This window comes from Limnobacter sp. UBA3528 (assembly GCF_002377005.1).
Classification (GTDB): Bacteria; Pseudomonadota; Gammaproteobacteria; order Burkholderiales; family Burkholderiaceae_B; genus Limnobacter.
The window spans coordinates 1-17476 of sequence record NZ_DFOZ01000027.1; the positions used below are offsets into that span (position 1 = coordinate 1).

The 17476-nt window shown below is 54.2% G+C and carries 15 protein-coding genes; 2 read left to right on the forward strand and 13 right to left on the reverse strand.

The features are described from left to right. Nucleotides 1-351: 351 nt before the first annotated feature. From icmF to B4N58_RS07845, 12 genes are all read right to left on the reverse strand, one after another. Nucleotides 352-3654 (reverse strand): fused isobutyryl-CoA mutase/GTPase IcmF, encoded by a 3303-nt coding sequence (gene icmF / locus B4N58_RS07790; RefSeq protein ID WP_291747783.1) that lies wholly within the window; start codon nt 3652-3654, stop codon nt 352-354. After that, entirely contained in the window at nt 3614-3943 is a 330-nt protein-coding gene (locus B4N58_RS07795) for a DUF4212 domain-containing protein (RefSeq protein WP_008248241.1), read from the reverse strand. The genes icmF and B4N58_RS07795 overlap by 41 nt, the downstream gene beginning before the upstream one ends. Before the next feature lie 9 nt (nt 3944-3952). Continuing rightward, entirely contained in the window at nt 3953-4594 is a 642-nt protein-coding gene (gene metW / locus B4N58_RS07800) for a methionine biosynthesis protein MetW (RefSeq protein ID WP_008248243.1), read from the reverse strand. Continuing rightward, nucleotides 4591-5727: a homoserine O-succinyltransferase MetX gene (gene metX, locus B4N58_RS07805; RefSeq protein WP_008248245.1), complete on the reverse strand. Its 1137-nt coding sequence runs from the start codon at nt 5725-5727 to the stop codon at nt 4591-4593. Before metX ends, metW begins: the two co-directional genes overlap by 4 nt. A 90-nt stretch (nt 5728-5817) precedes the next feature. Further along, complete coding sequence (gene ptsP, locus B4N58_RS07810) at nt 5818-7569, reverse strand: phosphoenolpyruvate--protein phosphotransferase (RefSeq protein WP_291747790.1); 1752 nt, start codon at nt 7567-7569, stop codon at nt 5818-5820. Nucleotides 7570-7572: 3 nt separating this feature from the next. Then, nucleotides 7573-7842: an HPr family phosphocarrier protein gene (locus B4N58_RS07815; protein ID WP_008248249.1), complete on the reverse strand. Its 270-nt coding sequence runs from the start codon at nt 7840-7842 to the stop codon at nt 7573-7575. After that, on the reverse strand, nt 7811-8275 hold the full coding sequence (locus B4N58_RS07820; protein ID WP_008248251.1) for a PTS sugar transporter subunit IIA: 465 nt from the start codon (nt 8273-8275) through the stop codon (nt 7811-7813). Before B4N58_RS07820 ends, B4N58_RS07815 begins: the two co-directional genes overlap by 32 nt. Next, complete coding sequence (gene gshB / locus B4N58_RS07825; RefSeq protein WP_008248253.1) at nt 8275-9237, reverse strand: glutathione synthase; 963 nt, start codon at nt 9235-9237, stop codon at nt 8275-8277. Before gshB ends, B4N58_RS07820 begins: the two co-directional genes overlap by 1 nt. Continuing rightward, the gene (gene gshA, locus B4N58_RS07830; RefSeq protein ID WP_291747798.1) at nt 9234-10523 is read right to left on the reverse strand and encodes a glutamate--cysteine ligase; all 1290 of its coding nucleotides are present in this window, start codon (nt 10521-10523) and stop codon (nt 9234-9236) included. Before gshA ends, gshB begins: the two co-directional genes overlap by 4 nt. Nucleotides 10524-11244: 721 nt before the next feature. Continuing rightward, nucleotides 11245-12699, reverse strand: coding sequence for an ammonium transporter (gene amt, locus B4N58_RS07835; protein WP_291747802.1), 1455 nt, complete (start codon nt 12697-12699; stop codon nt 11245-11247). 21 nt (nt 12700-12720) lie between these two features. Then, on the reverse strand, nt 12721-13059 hold the full coding sequence (locus tag B4N58_RS07840; RefSeq protein ID WP_008248258.1) for a P-II family nitrogen regulator: 339 nt from the start codon (nt 13057-13059) through the stop codon (nt 12721-12723). A gap of 71 nt (nt 13060-13130) precedes the next feature. Further along, nucleotides 13131-13898, reverse strand: coding sequence for a TorF family putative porin (locus B4N58_RS07845; protein ID WP_291747805.1), 768 nt, complete (start codon nt 13896-13898; stop codon nt 13131-13133). Nucleotides 13899-14109: 211 nt separating this feature from the next. Here B4N58_RS07845 and B4N58_RS07850 point away from each other — a divergent pair, with 211 nt between their 5' ends. Further along, nucleotides 14110-14340 carry an accessory factor UbiK family protein gene (locus B4N58_RS07850; RefSeq protein ID WP_008248261.1) on the forward strand — a complete coding sequence of 77 codons (231 nt, stop codon included), beginning with the start codon at nt 14110-14112 and terminating at the stop codon, nt 14338-14340. Nucleotides 14341-14448: 108 nt separating this feature from the next. Next, nucleotides 14449-15351, forward strand: a complete 903-nt coding sequence (locus tag B4N58_RS07855) for a magnesium chelatase domain-containing protein (RefSeq protein WP_291747808.1) — start codon at nt 14449-14451, stop codon at nt 15349-15351. A 218-nt stretch (nt 15352-15569) separates the two neighbouring features. Here B4N58_RS07855 and B4N58_RS07860 read toward each other — a convergent pair whose 3' ends face one another. Further along, nucleotides 15570-17474 carry a UvrD-helicase domain-containing protein gene (locus B4N58_RS07860; RefSeq protein WP_291747811.1) on the reverse strand — a complete coding sequence of 635 codons (1905 nt, stop codon included), beginning with the start codon at nt 17472-17474 and terminating at the stop codon, nt 15570-15572. Nucleotides 17475-17476 lie beyond the last annotated feature (2 nt).

Genomic DNA, 17476 nt, shown 5'->3' on the forward strand with positions numbered 1-17476 from the left:
ACACCGGCCCTGCTCGGCACGCAAGGGCAGGTTTTCTTGAAGGCGAGGCGATCGAAACACCGCCGCCGATTGGGAAGCTGAACTTGCAAGTGGTCGCACGATGACCAGTCAGAAAACTTGCCGGCTTGGCGCGCCGAGACAAACAATCGCGCCCTGGCGCGAAAGCCAAGACCCGACCGTTACTTTTGGAGGGCTTGGCTTAGTGCAGGCTCAAGCAAACAAGCCGAAATGCCAAGTTTTCGGGCAGCGGTGACCATTCAAGTTTAGCTCCCAAGTCACCGGCCCTGTGCGGGATCGGGCAACCCCGACGAGTTGGCGACAATGTGGCGAACCCGACGAGGTGGCAGAAACTCACATCGACCTGCGATACTTCCCACCCACTTCGAACAGCGCCTGCGTAATCTGCCCCAACGAGCACACTCGCACTGCGTCCACCAGCACCTCGAATACATTGCCACCGTTCATCGCGGTTTGCTTCAAACGCTCCAGCATGGGGCCAGCCTCCGCCTCATGCCTCTTCTGAAATTCTGCAAGGCGATCCAATTGGCTCAACTTTTCTTCCTCGGTGGCACGCGCCAGTTCAAGCGAATTCAATGAGTCGGAATTGTCATTGGGGTTGGTGAAAGTATTCACTCCCACAATGGGCAAAGTGCCGTCGTGCTTCTGAATTTCATAATGCATCGACTCTTCCTGAATTTTGCTGCGCTGGTAGCCCGTTTCCATGGCACCCAACACACCGCCCCGTTCGCTGATGCGGTCCAGTTCATCCAGCACGGCGTTTTCAACCAATTCCGTCAGCTCTTCAATAATGAATGCGCCCTGGCTTGGGTTTTCGTTTTTCGCCAGGCCCCATTCCTTGTTGATGATCAACTGAATGGCCATGGCCCTGCGCACACTTTCTTCGGTCGGTGTGGTCACCGCTTCGTCATAGGCGTTGGTGTGCAAACTGTTGCAATGGTCGTACACAGCAATCAAGGCTTGCAAGGTGGTGCGTATGTCGTTGAATGCAATTTCCTGAGCGTGCAGGCTGCGGCCACTGGTTTGAATGTGGTACTTCAGCTTTTGGCTGCGGTCGCTGGCACCGTATTTGTCACGCATGGCAATGGCCCAAATGCGGCGGGCAACGCGGCCCAACACGGTGTATTCCGGATCCATGCCATTGGAAAAGAAGAAGCTCAAATTCGGCGCAAAGTCATCAATCTTCATGCCGCGCGCCAAATACGCTTCCACGAAGGTAAAGCCATTCGACAGCGTAAAGGCCAGTTGTGAAATCGGGTTCGCACCCGCTTCAGCAATGTGATAACCGCTGATCGACACACTGTAGAAGTTGCGAACTTCGTGATCGATGAAGTACTGCTGAATGTCGCCCATTACGCGCAGGCTGAATTCAGTCGAGAAAATACAAGTGTTCTGGCCTTGGTCTTCTTTCAGAATATCCGCTTGCACCGTGCCGCGCACTGCCTTCAGGGTTGCCGCCTTGATGGCTGCGTATTCATCAGCGTTCGGGGCACGCTTGTTTTTGGCGCTGAACAGGTCCACCTGCTGATCAATGGCAGTGTTCAAGAACATGGCCAGAATGCTGGGTGCCGGGCCGTTGATGGTCATGGACACACTGGTGCTGGGGGCGCACAAATCGAAGCCGCTGTACAACACTTTCATGTCGTCTAGCGTGGCTACGCTTACGCCACTGGTGCCCACCTTGCCGTAAATGTCGGGGCGCAGGTCAGGGTCGAAACCGTACAGGGTGACCGAATCAAACGCGGTCGACAATCGCTTGGCATCGCTTGCGCTGCTGAGCATTTTGAAACGGCGGTTGGTGCGTGCAGGGTCCCCTTCACCGGCAAACATGCGGGTGGGGTCTTCGCCCTCGCGCTTCACCGGGAACACACCTGCAGTGAAGGGGAAGTAACCGGGCAGGTTTTCCAGCATCACGAATTTCAGCAGGTCGGCCCGGCTGGTGAACTTCGGCAGGCTGACGCGATTGATTTTCAAACCACACAGAGAAGTCACCGTGAGTGGTGCCTGCAAAGCCTTGCCCCGCACCTCGTAGGTCAGTGTGTCGCCCTGGTAACCCTCGGCCAACTTGGAATAATCTTTCATGGCCTTTTGTGCAGCCATGCTGATTCGGGTGTTGGTTAATTCAACAATGTCGTCCAGCGCTTCAACGGCTTTCGTTTTGTCAGGCTTGTGTTCAAGCAACAAGGCCTGGGCACGTTGCATGCACTCCAGGTCGTACACGGCAGCCACGTCTTTTTGAACTTGCGCTTTGTAGCTGCGCACAGCCTGCGCAATCTCGGCCAGGTAGCGCACACGCTCGGAAGGTACCACCGCTTTCATGGTTGTGGAATGTTTGGTGTCGATGGAATCGAACAGCCCTTTGGAAGGCTTGGCAATCGGCAAGGCCGCACGCAAGGCTTTGTACAGGGCACTGACACCGTCGTCGTTAAAACGGCTGGCCAGTGTGCCGTACACAGGCATGGTGTCGGGCATGCTGGTAAATGCCATGCGGTTGCGCTGCACCTGTTTGCACACATCGCGTAGCGCATCCAGTGCGCCTTTGCGGTCGAATTTGTTCACCGCTACAAAATCAGCGAAATCCAGCATGTCGATTTTTTCAAGCTGGCTAGCTGCACCATATTCCGGTGTCATTACATACAGGCTGAAATCCACATGCGGCACAATTGCAGCGTCACCCTGGCCAATGCCCGGGGTTTCAATCAGCACCACATCAAAACCGGTAGCCCGGCAAAGCGCAATGATGTCGGGCAGGGTGGCAGGTACTTCTTGTGCAGAATCGCGTGTGGCCAGCGAGCGCATGAACACTTTGGGGCCATTGCCAGCCCAAGGGCCAATGGCATTCATTCGAATGCGGTCGCCCAGCAAGGCACCACCCGTTTTGCGGCGGGATGGGTCCACGCACACCACGCCAATGGTCAGGTCGTCGCCATGATCCATTCGCAGGCGGCGAATCAGTTCATCAGTCAGGCTGGATTTACCCGCACCGCCCGTACCGGTAATGCCCAGTACCGGAGTTTTGCTGGCTTTGGCCTGTTCACGAATAGCCTCCAGGTCGGCAGCGGGCACTTCATCGCGCTCAAGGCGGGTAATCAGTTGGGTTAGCAGCGGCCAGTTGTTGGCCAAGGCCTTGATGCCTTCTGGCGTGAAAGCTGTGTCAATTTTTTTGCGGGCGTCGCGTACTTGGGCTGCACGGGCAATCATGTCGCCGATCATGCCTTCAAGGCCCATCTTCTGGCCGTCTTGCGGGCTGTAAATCCGGTTCACGCCATAGGCCTGAAGGGCTTCAATTTCGGAAGGCAAAATAACGCCACCGCCGCCGCCAAACACCTGAATGTGGCCGGCGTTATTGGTCTTCAGCTCATCGACCATGTACTTGAAAAATTCATTGTGCCCGCCCTGGTAGGAACTCACGGCCAGGCCATCGGCATCTTCCTGAATGGCGGCATCCACCAGTTCCTGAACAGAACGGTTGTGCCCCAGGTGAATGACTTCAGCACCTTGGCTTTGCAACAAACGGCGAATCATGTTGATTGCAGCGTCGTGCCCGTCGAATAGGGACGAACCCGTTACAAAACGCAGAGGCGTGCCTTTGGTGTCAGTGAGGGGTTTTCCCACCTCGCCGGTGCTGCTTTTCATTCGTGTCTCCTGGAAGGTCGCGGTTGTTTTCCACCGCTCGTTTGAATTTCAATTCTAACCTATCCATGCGCCATGCGTAGCACGCAACCAATCCTAAAAAACTCAAAAGCAGCACGCTTGAGATGACCCAATAGGTCAAGGGAACCCCGTAAACCGTGATGCCGAGCTGGGGAATAAACAAGACTACGCTCAGAATCAGTGCAATCCACACCCACAACAGGCGCCAAGTAATTCGCTTAACCTGCCGCCAATACTCGTTTTCAAGTGGGGTGGGTTGCGGGCTTTTCATGGTGTTGGCCTAGTTTGCAAACTGGGGCTTGAAGCGATACACGGCCAAAGTGCTGCGCAAATTGCCCAGCAATTCCACGGGTTCACCGTTTAAAAAAAGTTGTTTGCCCAGTACTTTATGTCCGATTTGAGCAACCAGCGCCTCGAAATCTTTGGGGGTACACAGGTGAATATTTGGGGTGTTGTACCACTGATAAGGCATTTGTTTGGACACCGGCATGCGGCCCAAAGCAATCGACCACACATGGTACCAATGGCCAAAATTGGGGAAGCTGACGATGCCTTCCTTGCCCACTCGGGCGATCTCTTTCAGGATTCGCTCGGTGTTGTGCATGGCTTGCAGGGTTTGCGATAAAATCACCACGTCGAAGGCATGATCTTCGAACATGGCCAGGCCTTTTTCAAGGTCTTGCTGAATCACATTGATGCCATTGGCTACACTGCGCTGCACATTGGTGTCATCAATTTCAACGCCATAGCCGGTGGCCTTGCGGGTTTTCATGAGGCGCGCTAGAAACGAGCCGTCGCCACAGCCCAAATCCAGAACGCGTGCACCCATGGGCACCCAGCTTTCGATCAAATCGAGATCGGCCCGAGGCACCACAATGGGCAAGGGTTGTACATCTTGTCGAACAGCGTGCAGGGTTTTCATGCAAGCTCCTTGGCAATGCGCTCAAAGTAACCACGTACTACGTTGTGATAGCGTTCGTCGGTCAACAGGAAAGCATCATGACCGTGCGGTGCGTCAATTTCAGCATAAGTTACATCGCGCTGGTTGGCCATCAAGGCCTCTACAATTTCGCGGGTTCGCTCGGGTGCAAATCGCCAGTCGGTGGTGAAACTGACCAGCAGAAATTTGGCTTTGGCCGCTGCAAGCGCCTTGGCCAAATCGCCACCCGTGTGGCGTGCAGGGTCGAAATAATCGAGCGCTTTGGTAATCAACAGGTAAGTGTTGGCATCAAAGTAATCTGCAAACTTGTCGCCTTGGTAACGCAGGTAACTTTCCACCTGAAAGTCTACTTCGAGCCCGTAGTTGTAATCGCCGTTGCGCAGGGTACGGCCAAACTTCTCGGCCATGTCGTCGCCGCTCAAGTAGGTAATGTGGCCGATCATTCGGGCCAGGCGCAAACCGCGCTTGGGCACCACGCCATGCTCGTAATAATTACCACCATGAAAATCGGGATCGGTCACAATGGCCTGGCGCGCCACTTCATTGAAAGCAATGTTTTGCGCACTCAGCTTCGGGGTTGAAGCAACCACCATGCAATGGCCCACGCGGTCGGGGTAACTGAGGCTCCATTGCAGGGCTTGCATGCCGCCCAGGCTGCCACCCATGACTGCTGCAAATTTTTCAATGCCGAAATAATCAGCCAAACGCACCTGCGCATTCACCCAGTCTTGCACGGTCACAAACGGAAAATCGGCACCGTAGGGTTTGCCAGTTTGTGGGTTAATGCTGCTTGGGCCAGTGGACCCAAAACACGAACCCAGGTTGTTCACACCAATGACGAAAAACCGGTTGGTGTCCAGGGGTTTGCCGGGACCTACCATGTTGTCCCACCAGCCCTCGCTTTTCTCTTGGCCTTCATACAGGCCCGCCACGTGATGGGATGCATTCAGTGCATGGCACACCAACACGGCATTGCTTTTCTCGGCATTCAGCGTGCCATAGGTTTCCACCATCAGCGAATAGCTGGGCAGGGACTTTCCGCACTCCAGCAAAAGCGGTGCGGTGAATTCAATAAGCTCGGGCTTTACGAAGCCCACGGACTGGTTGGCAGACACAATACGGTGTTTCTTAGGTTGGATTGTTGGTTTTCGCAAGCCTTTGAGTATAAATCGCAAACTGGCTTTGAAGGCGGTCCGGTTGCGGGATCAGTCTTCGTGCAGTTGACGCATCAGAGCGTCAATTTTATCGATGTCAAATGTTCGGGTCACTTTTTTGACCAGTTTTTGCGTGCCCTCAAAGTCTGTTTTCAGCAGCAACTCTTTCACATCCAGCAACTGCGAAGGATGCATTGAATACTGGGTAAGGCCCATGCCCAGCAACAAACGGGTCAAGCGGATATCGCCTGCCATTTCGCCACACACACTCACAGGCACACCTGCTTTTTCAGCGCTGGAGATGACCTCAAAAACCAGCCTCAACACCGCTGGATGAAGGGGGTCGTACAGGTGGGCCACTTGGTGATCCACCCGGTCCACCGCCAGGGTGTATTGAATCAGATCGTTCGTGCCGATCGACACATAATCCAGGTACTTCAAGAAATGCGGCAGGCTAAGCGCAGTCGCGGGCACTTCGATCATGCCACCTACCGGCACGGCCTGCGTCACCTGAAAGCGCCGCTCCAGCAATTGTTCACGCGCCATGTCGATGTAAGCCAAAGCCTGTTTGGTTTCCCGAATGTTGGTGAGCATGGGCAACAAAATTTTCACAGGGCCATGCTTTGCAGCTCGCAACAAAGCTCGAATTTGGGTCAGGAAAATGGCAGGTTCAGCCAAACTGAAACGGATGGAACGCAAACCCAGCGCCGAGGTGCTGGACACCGGCGGTGCGCTGCTGTTGGCACCGTCAAACTGCAAGGTTTTATCGGCACCCAGGTCAAGAGTACGCACAGTGACGGGCTTGCCTTTCATGGCCTTGATCACCTTGCGGTAAGCCTCATACTGCTCATCTTCTGAAGGCCATTCCTTGCGGTTCATGAACAGAAATTCGGAACGGAAAAGGCCCACACCATCAGCCCCCGCATCGACCACACCTTTCACGTCTTCGGGCAATTCAATGTTGGCCAGCAGTTCAACACGGCGACCACACTGGGTGCGTGCCTCGGTGGTGATCAGTCGTTTCAGGCGCTGGCGCGACAAGGCCAGAATGGCCTGCTTGCGCTGATATTCTTCGACCACCATGGTGGCTGGGTCAAGGAATACGGCGCCCACCTTGCCGTCAACCACCACCAGGTCGCCGTTGTGCACAAACTCAAGTGCACGCGGTACACCCACTACGGCAGGTATGCCAAGGCTACGCGCCACAATCGCAGTGTGGGATGTTGCGCCGCCCATTTCGGTTACGAACGCGCCCACACGGCGGCCTTTCAGCTGCACCATGTCGGCCGGTGAAATGTCGTGTGCAACAATCAGCCAGGGGTCTTCATTCTCGCCTTCCGGCGGCAAGGGCAAAGCCGTGGCATGGCCGCGCAGCGATTTCAATACGCGCTCAACCACCTGGCGCACATCGCTGTTGCGTTCTCGGAAGTAGTCGTCTTCAATCGCGGAGAACTGCTCCAGCAGCACTTCCATTTGCTCAATCAAGGCCCACTCGGCATTGATCAGCTTGCTTTGAATCAGGTTTTTGGGTTCTTCCGACAAAATGGGGTCAGCAAGAATCAGGCTGTGCAGGTTCAGGAAAGCGTCGAATTCAGCTGGAGAATCGGCGGCAATTTGACTGCGAATTTCAATCAGTTCATCGGCCACGCGTTTGATGGCGTTGTCGAATCTTTTTTTCTCGAAACGAACCGATTTTTTATCAATGCGATTGCGGGGAATATCCCGCATGGCCGTGTCCCACACCAGGGCGCGGCTGACCGCAATGCCTCGGGAAACTGCAATGCCATGCAAGGCCAGAGTCATGGTTTACTCGCCTTCGCCAAATTTGTCATCGATCAAGGCAACCAGTGCTGCAATGGCCTCGGCTTCGTCACTGCCCTCGGCTTCAAGGACAACGTTGTGCCCTTTTCCTGCGGCCAGCATCATGACACCCATGATACTTTTTGCGTTGACGCGGCGACCTGCCTTGGCAATCCACACTTCGGATTGAAAACGGCTGGCAGTTTGAGTCAATTTGACTGACGCACGCGCATGCAAACCCAATTTATTGCTGATGGTGATTTCTTGCTGAATCATCGTTTTTCGCCGGGTTAAAAGTTTGACGTTGTGGCGCCGTAGCACCAGTGCTTACGATACCGTTTCGACCACCCATGACCAAACGTTCGGCCACTTCATTAATGGGCAAATCCCGAAAACCAAGCGCACGCAACACCATGGGCAAATTGCAACCTGAGACCAAAACTGTGGGCAGGCTCAAGGATTCCACACCGGCACGTACAGCGGCGTTGGAGGGAGTGGCACCAAACAGATCGGTTAAAAACACCACACCCTCACCTGCGTGTACCTGCCGCGCGGCAGCCTGAATGCGCTGTACCGACTGTTCAATGTCTTCGTCGCCGGGCACATCCACCACCGCCAAGCCCTCGGGTAAAGAACCCATCACGTGTTTAACGCATTGGGCGATTGCATCGCCCAATGGGGCATGGGTCACCAGCACCAAGCCCAGCATCAGTTGCCCTCCTGCAAGGCGTTTTCAACGGCTTGCACAAAGGTATCCGCCACCGGGAAACCGGTTTGATCCATGATTTCGCGGAAGCACGTAGGGCTTGTTACGTTCACTTCAGTCAGGTTTTGTCCAATGATGTCCAGCCCAACGAGTAATAAGCCGCGTTTTTTCAATTCTGGAGCCAGTGTGCGCGCAATATGCCAGTCACTCTCGCTCAAAGGCTGGGCACGCCCGGTTCCGCCAGCAGCCAGGTTGCCACGGTGCTCACCTTCTTTGGGCAAGCGTGCCAGGCAATACGGCACCGGCTCGCCATTGATGAGTAGCACACGTTTGTCGCCATCCACAATTTCTGGAATGTAGCGCTGAATCATGGCGGTTTTTTTGCCATAGTCGGTCAGCGTTTCAAGTATTACACCCACGTTTTGATCGCCTTTTTTCAAACGAAAAATTGAGGTGCCACCCATGCCATCCAATGGCTTGGCGATGGCATCTGGGTGTTGTTCCAGAAAACCGCGAAGCTGGGCGGCGTTGCGCGACACCAGGGTAGGCACCACGAACTGTTCAAACTGGGCGATGGTAAATTTTTCGTTGTGATCACGAATCGCGCGTGGGCTGTTGAATACACGGGCACCTTCGCGCTCACCCTGTTCAAGAAGCCAGGTAGCTGTCACAAACTCGGCATCGAAAGGTGGGTCTTTGCGCATGATGACTGCATCCAGGTCTTTCAGGGCCACCTCTTCACGACCCACCTCGGAGTACCAAGGCTTGCTGGCGCGGTCAATCGCGATCCACACCACTTGGGCGCGAACACCTGCACCAGTGGCCCAGTGCAGGCCACCATCCTCAATCACCCCCACCTTCCAGCCGCGCGATTGCGCCGATTCCATCATGGCAATTGAGGAATCCTTTTTCGGATTCAGGCTGGTGAGTGGGTCGATGACACACACAAAGCTGCGACTGCTCATGCGGCCAACTCCACGCTGGCTGTGGCCTCCAGTTCCTGCGATGCAGCGAGTGCGGCCAGACGACCAATCACGCCGTAGGCATAGAAACGATTCATGGCCGCATCGGGGCGGTCACTGCAATCGGGTGTGTTACACGGTGTTTCAAACGCCAAAGGCACAAAGTGCATGCCGGGTGCATTCAGGTTTTCATCACGCCCACGGCCGGTGTGTACGCGGTAGAAGCCGCCCACAACATAGCGGTCGATCATGTAGACCACTGGCTCGGCCACGGCGTCTTCAATGTTCTCGAAGGTATGCACGCCCTCTTGAATGATCACGTCAGACACCTGCAAGCCTTCTTTCACAACCGACATTTTGTTGCGTTGCTTGCGATTCAAGCCCACCACTTCCGAGGCGTCTTTCACGGTCATGATGCCCATGCCGTAAGTACCGGCATCGGCTTTCACGACCACATAAGGTTGTTCGTCAATACCGTACTCGGCGTACTTCAAGCGAGTTTTGGCCAATACTTCATCGACCGCTTGCGCCAATGCTTCTTCGCCCACGCGCTCTTGGAAATTTAATTGATTGCGGTGGGTGAAATAGGGATTGATCAACCAAGGGTCGATTTCCAGCATTTCAGAGAATGCTTCCACTACTGAATCGTAAGCCTTGAAGTGGGCACTTTTACGGCGAGTGGCCCAGCCAGCATGCAAAGGCGGCAGCAAAATTTGATCCTTAATGCCTTGAAGTATCGGCGGCACGCCTGCGGACAAATCGTTGTTCAACAACACCGCACAGGGCTCCAGTCCCTCAACACCCACACGGTTGCCATAGCGCTTCAGCGGCTCCAGCACAATGTGCTGACCGTCGGGCAAATCAAAGCGCGTGGGTTCGGTAATTTCAGGCGACACCGAGCCCAGGCGAATGTCCAGGCCGGTTTGCTTCAGAATGGCTGCCAAGCGGGCCACATTCGTGAGGTAAAACGTATTACGTGTGTGATTCTCGGGAACCAGCACCATGCTGCGCGCTTCCGGACAGATTTTCTCGATGGCGCTCATGGCGGCCTGAATGGCCAACGGCATCATATCTGGGGCCAGGTTGTTGAACCCGCCGGGGAACAAGTTGGTGTCCACAGGGGCCAGCTTGAAACCAGCGTTGCGCACATCGACTGAACTGTAGAACGGGGGGGTATTCTCGTTCCAGGCCATGCGAAACCACCGCTCGATTTCGGTGGTTTTGTCGAGCATTCGTTTTTCAAGATCCAGCAGCGGACCGGTTAAAGCTGTAACTAGATGAGGAACCATCAACACTCTCTGGGTAAGACACTTCGCCAAGTGTAATCCAAAACGCTGCACTGCCACATTGGGGAGGGAAAATCGGGGGGTGAAGGGCTGGGGAATTGACGGACGAGGTGGGAACGTGGGGAAGGTCAGAGACCACGGTCTGCTCAGAAATCTGTTTTTCCGGCTTGTGTGTGTGACTGGGCTAAAGCCGACTCGCCAAAAAACACGGGCGAGCTCGGCTTTTCGCCGCCGGCGACCGCCCATTCGCACTTCACACCGGCAGATTTCCTTGAATCGCAGACGTGGTTCCCTGAACCTTCCCCCCGCCCGTCACCATACGTGAATTCTCTCAGCCGCTGCTGCCTTCACACCCGTTTTACCTGGGTTGGAGAAAGGCCAACGCCGGAGCTGCAATCAATCGATGTTGATTGCGCGGGGTGGGTCTTCGCTTCAAGAAAGCTTGCCCGCTTGAATCTGGTTTGGCATGGTCGCCACTAGGCGACACCACGCCCCGACCGTCTTTTTTGGAGGGGCTTGGTGAATGACAAACCAGATTCAAAAAGGGGGCTTTCAAGCTTTCCGCGAAGAACTGCCTCGTGCGGTCTACATTGATTGGCTAGAAACCGGCCAGTGCCATCACCAATTCAAAACGGTTGAAGGCAGCAAAAAAGGCACCCGAAGGTGCCTTTGAATCAGCCCTTTACCCCGGGCTGAAGGATTCCACCTAAGTGGAGAGTGTGACTTACTTGCTGTAGGCTGTTTCACCGTGTGAGGTGATGTCCAGACCTTCGCGCTCTGCATCTTCAGAAACACGCAAACCGACGATCAGATCAACCAGTTTGAACGCAATTGCAGCGACGATACCAGACCAAACGATGGTGATTACCACGCCCTTGGCTTGTACGGCCAACTGAGAAGCGATCACGAAGTCGTCACCCATGGTGCCGCCCAGGCTAGGTGCTGACAACACACCCACCATCAAGGCACCCAAGATACCGCCCACGCCGTGTACACCGAATACGTCCAGTGCGTCGTCTGCACCCAACATCTTCTTCAGGCCAGTTACGCCCCACAGGCAGATTGGACCAGCCATCAAGCCGAGGATCAGTGCGCCCATTGGGCCGATCGTACCGCAAGCTGGTGTAATCGCAACCAAACCACCCACTGCACCGGAAGCAGCACCCAGCATGGAGGCCTTGCCTTTCAGCAGTGCTTCAGCAGCGGCCCAGCTCAGTGTTGCAGCCGCCGTGGCCAGCAATGTGTTGATGAAGGCCAATGTTGTACCACCGTTGGCTTCCAGGTTTGAACCGGCGTTGAAACCGAACCAACCCACCCACAACATGGAGGCACCGACCATGGTCAATGTCAGGCTGTGTGGAGTCATGGCTTCTTTGCCGTAGCCTACACGCTTGCCGATCATGTAAGCACCCACCAAACCTGCAACCGCAGCGTTGATGTGAACCACTGTGCCGCCAGCGAAGTCGATTGCGCCGTCTGCGAAGATGAAACCTGCAGCGTCCCACACCATGTGTGCGATTGGGATGTAGCTGAATGTGAACCAGATTGCACAGAACAACAGCACTGCGGAGAACTTGATGCGCTCAGCGAATGCGCCCACAATCAGCGCACAGGTAATGGCCGCAAAGGTTGACTGGAATGCGATGAAAATGAATTCGGGGATCATCACGCCTTCGGTGAACGTGGCTGACAGGGAGTCAGGTGTCACGCCGCTCAAGAACAGTTTGCTGAAGTTGCCCACGAACGGGTTGTCACCACCGCCGAAAGTCAAGCTGTAGCCGTAAACAGCCCACAACACCACGATCAGACAGAACACGGACATTACCTGCATCAGCACAGACAACATGTTCTTTGCGCGTACCAAGCCACCGTAGAACAATGCCAAGCCTGGAATGGTCATGAAGATAACCAAAATAGTCGCGACCATCATCCAGGTGATATCGCCTTTGTTCACTGTTTGTTCAACAGCTGGGGCAGCTTCTTCTGCGGGAGCAGCTTCTGCGGCCATGGGAGCTTCAGCGGCAGGCGCTTCGGCAGTAGCTGCCTCGACGGGAGCAGCCATTGTTTCGGTGGCTTCGGTGGCAGGCGCCATCGGTGTTTCTTGTGCAAACACACCGGGGCTTGCAACACTGAAACCCAGTGCAGCGGCCGCCAGCCAGACAGTCAGAAGTTTTTTCATGATTTCCTCACTTCTCTCTGGTTAAAGGGCGTCTTTACCGGTTTCGCCTGTGCGAATACGGGTAACACTCAACAAATCAAACACGAAAATTTTGCCGTCACCGATCTTGCCGGTCTTGGCCGCTGCTTCAATGGCTTCGCATGCCTGGTCTACCAGGCTGTCGTCCACGGCTGCTTCAATTTTCACTTTGGGCAAAAAGTCGACTACATACTCGGCGCCACGATACAGCTCTGTGTGACCCTTTTGGCGACCAAAACCTTTCACTTCGGTAACCGTAATGCCTTGCACGCCGATGGCAGACAGCGCTTCACGGACTTCATCGAGTTTGAAAGGCTTAATGACTGCTGAAATTAGCTTCATTACGCACTCCTGAATTAAGTTTGAAGAGGGTAAAAACAGCGCCCCTCTTCAGAGCGCTGTCTGGATTCAATTTAGAACTTGGCGCTGAGAGTCAAAATCAATGAACCCTCTGTGAAATCATCGGCACCGCCCAAGATCAAACCAGCTGCTTTATCTTCTGCTTCAACATAAGCTGCTGTCACAGAGTAGTTGCTGTTGAATGCATAGGTTGCACCGATGCTGTAGTCAGAGTAAGAATCAATCGTGCCAGTTGCACCGGGACGGTTATCGGCCATATCCTTGTCGAAGGATGTCAAACCGTAGTGAGCGGTCAACGACAACTTGTCTGACAATGGGAATGTATAGCCCAAATCAAGGTAGGTTGAGCCTCCCTGGTCAGTCGAGCCGTTAGCCGCGGTAAATGCGAAATAATCATCCGATGCTGCATATGACAGTTTTGCATAGGCGCCCGCATATGAAAGCTTTCCGTACACTTCCAATGTATCTGCGTCTGGGCCAGTGCCCTGATCGTAACCTTCGTAGAAATAATACAAAGCACCGACATCATAGCCAATACCGCTCACCTCACCAGCGTAGCCGCCGTAGAAGTCCATCTCCAGACCTGCACCAGTGCCCAGATTGCTGATGTTAGAGTTCCAGTTACCTACATAGAACCCGTTACCAAACGCTACATCAAATCCACCCTGGAAGGCTGGACCAGACTGAGTTTGAGAAATACCGCGGAATTTGTAATCGGTTGTAACGTTAGCGTTTGCAGCTACTGTTACTTCAGCTTGTGCCGTTGAAACAGCACCGAAAGTAGTTGCGGCGATTGCAGCGACCAGTACTAATTTTTTCATCTCACTCTCCTAAAAATAGATGAATGCCGTAAAGTTTTTTTGGCAAGGGTCTATTAGCGAGAAGTGTGCCAGCCGTGAACTCGTCGGTAATTTCGCGATAAATCCCCCTTTTTCGGGCACAATAGCGATTCAAATTTTTGAATTTTCAGTCGCAGCACCAAATTGGTGCACTCTTTTGGTGCGATGCGAGACAACTCTTTTGGGGTAAACATTGGCGAATAATCCTTTCGACACCGTCGCGGCCAAAGTGGGTGAATTGCTCAATGCAAAGGGCCTTCAAAACATGGAAAACCCAGTCACACAGCTGATTCGACAGGGTTTGCAAGACATGGAATTTGTCAGCCTTGAGGATTTTGAAATTCAAAAGGAAGTGCTGAACAGGCTGCGCGAAAAGGTGCATGCACTGGAAATGCGCGTGGCTGAACTCGAAAAGCGGGCTTGATTGATTGTCTGGCCTGGCATTCTCTGCCGGGTGATGTAAACCGAAGCACCCGTTTGCCAAAACACACCGTGTGGGGATAATCGTCGGGGTTTGACTGCCTGCCCCACCATGCCTTTAGCCACTCTTCACAGTCTTACTTTTGTGGGCGTTCGCCCAGTCGCGGTTCAAATTGAGGTTCATCTGTCGGCTGGTTTGCCTTCCTTTGCGCTGGTTGGTCTTCCCGACACCGAAATTCGCGAATCAAAAGAACGGGTTCGCTCTGCGCTGCTTAATAGCGGATTCGAGTTCCCTTCCCAACGAATTACAGTCAACCTTGCACCAGCCGACCTTCCCAAGGGCAGCGCTGCATTCGATCTTGCGGTGGCACTGGGCATTGCCAGTGCATCGGGCCAACTGGCCAAAGCCGACCTTTCTGACTGGTTGTTTGCCAGCGAACTTTCGCTTTCCGGTGCGCTGACTGCTGTGCGCAGTCCTTTTGCGCTCGCTGTTGCTGCCCGCAAAGAGGCCACTGCGCGCCAGCGCCCCATGAAACTGATGATGCCCAAAGCACAAGCCAGCCTTGCCGCCACGGTGCCCGGCATTGCGATATTCGGTGCCAGCAATTTGTTTGAAGCGGCCGCGCATTTGGTGGGGCACGGCGCACCTCTTGAACAACACGCCCACCACACGCAAAACCATACAGGCCTGGTAAACCTGCTCGACATGGCCGAGGTTATTGGCCACCATACCGCAAAACATGCCTTGCTGACTGCCACCGCAGGCCAACACCACATTCGCTTGGTGGGGCCGCCCGGCAGTGGAAAGTCGATGCTGGCACAGCGTGTGGGCAGCCTGATGCCACCTTTGCCCTTTGAAGACTCGCTGGAAATCTCGGCCATTCGAAGCTTGAAAGGCGAAAGTGATGTGCTCAGCCCGCAACGTCCTTTCAGGAACCCTCACCCCAGCAGCAGCATGGCTGCATTGATAGGTGGCGGATGTTATTTCTGTTTGAAGATGCGACTACACATCTAAATATGCGACCTACTACCCTGCGGCTCGTATTGATCATGTCAAAACTCATACAGCTCACCGTACCTCCGCCACCAGTGCGCATATTGCCGTTGGCATCGTACGTGTCGCTTGGATTTGTGCGCCCAGCGCCGACTCCTCAGGGCTTTCCCTTTAAGCACAGTTCCATACCCGAGTGTCTTCTACCGAAGGAATTCCATTGATTGGTATCGCTGTGACGGTCAGGCAACATTGACGCTATTGACTCCGGCAGTCTTTAGCAGTTGATAAAGGGTTGCAATCTTTGCTCGGGTACCGCGCTGTGCGCAGTACGTGAAAACAACTCGTTGTTTTGCGCGAGTGAATGCCACAAAGAACCCAGCAGTGGCCTCTATGTGGTCATTTGAGAAACTCCACCATGCACCATCATCCAACCCGATGAATATCACACTGTGGTATTCGAGACCCTTGCTTTTATGAATGGTCATTAGAGGAATGGCATGAATGCCTTCATAGCCATCAAGAGCTGATGGCCACTGGATATCATCGGCCGACGACGCTAGCAAATGCTCCGCTGCCGAATCGAGCACTTTCTCGAGCCAATCTCCTTGTCCGTAAGCTGGATTAACAACGATCAGCCTCTCACGACCAATAAACTTTAAGATATCGTCCACAATCGAGCGTGATACAGCCTTAGATCTTGGAGGATTCGGATGGGAGACGCTAAGTTTACGTACGTACGCATCCAATTCCTGGGATAGCCTTGCCTGAGCGACCTCATCATCTGGAGAGACACCACGTAGGGCGATGAGTGCCTCCATGCACCTTGTCCAATGCCGCCCCGCCCGAGCGGTCATTGTGAGACGTAGGACTGCCACAATCAGTTGGGAAAGGTCTTCCACAAGTAAGTCTTGGAGCATGATCGATCCAATCATTCCAGCTTCGTTGCGCAGAGGAATTCCTGCTGCCAGAAACGCTGGCTCTAGAACACCGGCATAGTCGCTCGCCTTCTGTCGGACCAGCAGAACAAAATCGCGGGGGACAAGTTTGTGGGTTTTCATCTCGCCTACGACAAAATCGGCCAAGCGCCTCGCCTCAATCTCTGGTGTCGAAAAATTCAAGATAACGCAACTATCTCCGGCGATGGTGCCTGCAGTCTTTGACACCGGCGCCACGGCTCGGGCGTCCAAAGCCTGCGCCAGGACGTGCTGGATACGTACAAGCTCTTTTGACGAGCGATAGTTGTTATAGAGCGGCGTTCGTGTTGCGCGGAAGTCTCCCTCAAAGGCAGTGAACGGATCGTCCATCGCCATTGCCCAGCGCATGATCTGCTGCTTATTATCTCCAACAGCAGTAATCACAGTGTCTGTGCCGAGGAAAACGGTGCGGACCAAGTCGTACTGGATGTGTGTCGTATCCTGAAACTCGTCCATGAAGAGGTGCGAGTACGTGAGTCGGAGCGCATGAGTCGCCATCGGATTGACCCGCAACAGTATTTCGGCAAGTCGCCCGATCATGGGAAATGACAAGACACTTTTCTTGCCATCATGGAGCGAAATTTGCCAGAAACGACTAGCAGCCCACTGGGCAGGTGTTGGATGTTGCCAATCATCTTCCGGGAGTGGTGATCCCACTAGGTGCCGACGCTCGAAAGCCTTCACAGATATAGCTTGGATATCAGCGTGAGTGCCGACCGAAGCTGGAGGTACCCCGACCTGTCGAGAAAGGAACTCACGGTAATCTCGATCACCGGGAAACATGATTTCATAATCGGGCCGAGGCCGCCAACGCTCAGGCAATGCCTGACCGAAGCGGTCAATCAACCCTTTCGCAAAAGCGTCGAACGTCATCGAGTCAAAACGTTCGGCATGGTTGCGATGGCAGCGTTGGCGTACCCGCGCAGCGAGGTTTGTTGCAGCATCGCGCTTAAAACTGATCGCGAGAATGCGTCTTGGCGCAGGTGAAGCACCTGTTTGGAGAAGATAAGCTGCGCGTTGCGCGAGCAGTTCAGTCTTGCCCGCGCCGGGGCCAGCGATGACGGATCGATTCTCTGTAGAACGGACAACCTTTAACGCATTCGTTTCAAACGTATTCACACCCACCGGTTTCCAATCCTCCGGGCGTACCCGCCGCGACAACAGTGCCATAC

Excerpts from the sequence above, each read along its gene's own strand:
- icmF (WP_291747783.1), bottom strand. The coding sequence starts at position 3,654 with ATGAAAAGCAGCACCGGCGAGGTGGGAAAACCCCTCACTGACACCAAA.
- B4N58_RS07795 (WP_008248241.1), bottom strand. The coding sequence starts at position 3,943 with ATGAAAAGCCCGCAACCCACCCCACTTGAAAACGAGTATTGGCGGCAG.
- metW (WP_008248243.1), bottom strand. The coding sequence starts at position 4,594 with ATGAAAACCCTGCACGCTGTTCGACAAGATGTACAACCCTTGCCCATT.
- ptsP (WP_291747790.1), bottom strand. The coding sequence starts at position 7,569 with ATGACTCTGGCCTTGCATGGCATTGCAGTTTCCCGAGGCATTGCGGTC.
- B4N58_RS07815 (WP_008248249.1), bottom strand. The coding sequence starts at position 7,842 with ATGATTCAGCAAGAAATCACCATCAGCAATAAATTGGGTTTGCATGCG.
- B4N58_RS07820 (WP_008248251.1), bottom strand. The coding sequence starts at position 8,275 with ATGCTGGGCTTGGTGCTGGTGACCCATGCCCCATTGGGCGATGCAATC.
- gshB (WP_008248253.1), bottom strand. The coding sequence starts at position 9,237 with ATGAGCAGTCGCAGCTTTGTGTGTGTCATCGACCCACTCACCAGCCTG.
- gshA (WP_291747798.1), bottom strand. The coding sequence starts at position 10,523 with ATGGTTCCTCATCTAGTTACAGCTTTAACCGGTCCGCTGCTGGATCTT.
- amt (WP_291747802.1), bottom strand. The coding sequence starts at position 12,699 with ATGAAAAAACTTCTGACTGTCTGGCTGGCGGCCGCTGCACTGGGTTTC.
- B4N58_RS07840 (WP_008248258.1), bottom strand. The coding sequence starts at position 13,059 with ATGAAGCTAATTTCAGCAGTCATTAAGCCTTTCAAACTCGATGAAGTC.
- B4N58_RS07845 (WP_291747805.1), bottom strand. The coding sequence starts at position 13,898 with ATGAAAAAATTAGTACTGGTCGCTGCAATCGCCGCAACTACTTTCGGT.
- B4N58_RS07855 (WP_291747808.1), top strand. The coding sequence starts at position 14,449 with ATGCCTTTAGCCACTCTTCACAGTCTTACTTTTGTGGGCGTTCGCCCA.
- B4N58_RS07860 (WP_291747811.1), bottom strand. The coding sequence starts at position 17,474 with ATGGCACTGTTGTCGCGGCGGGTACGCCCGGAGGATTGGAAACCGGTG.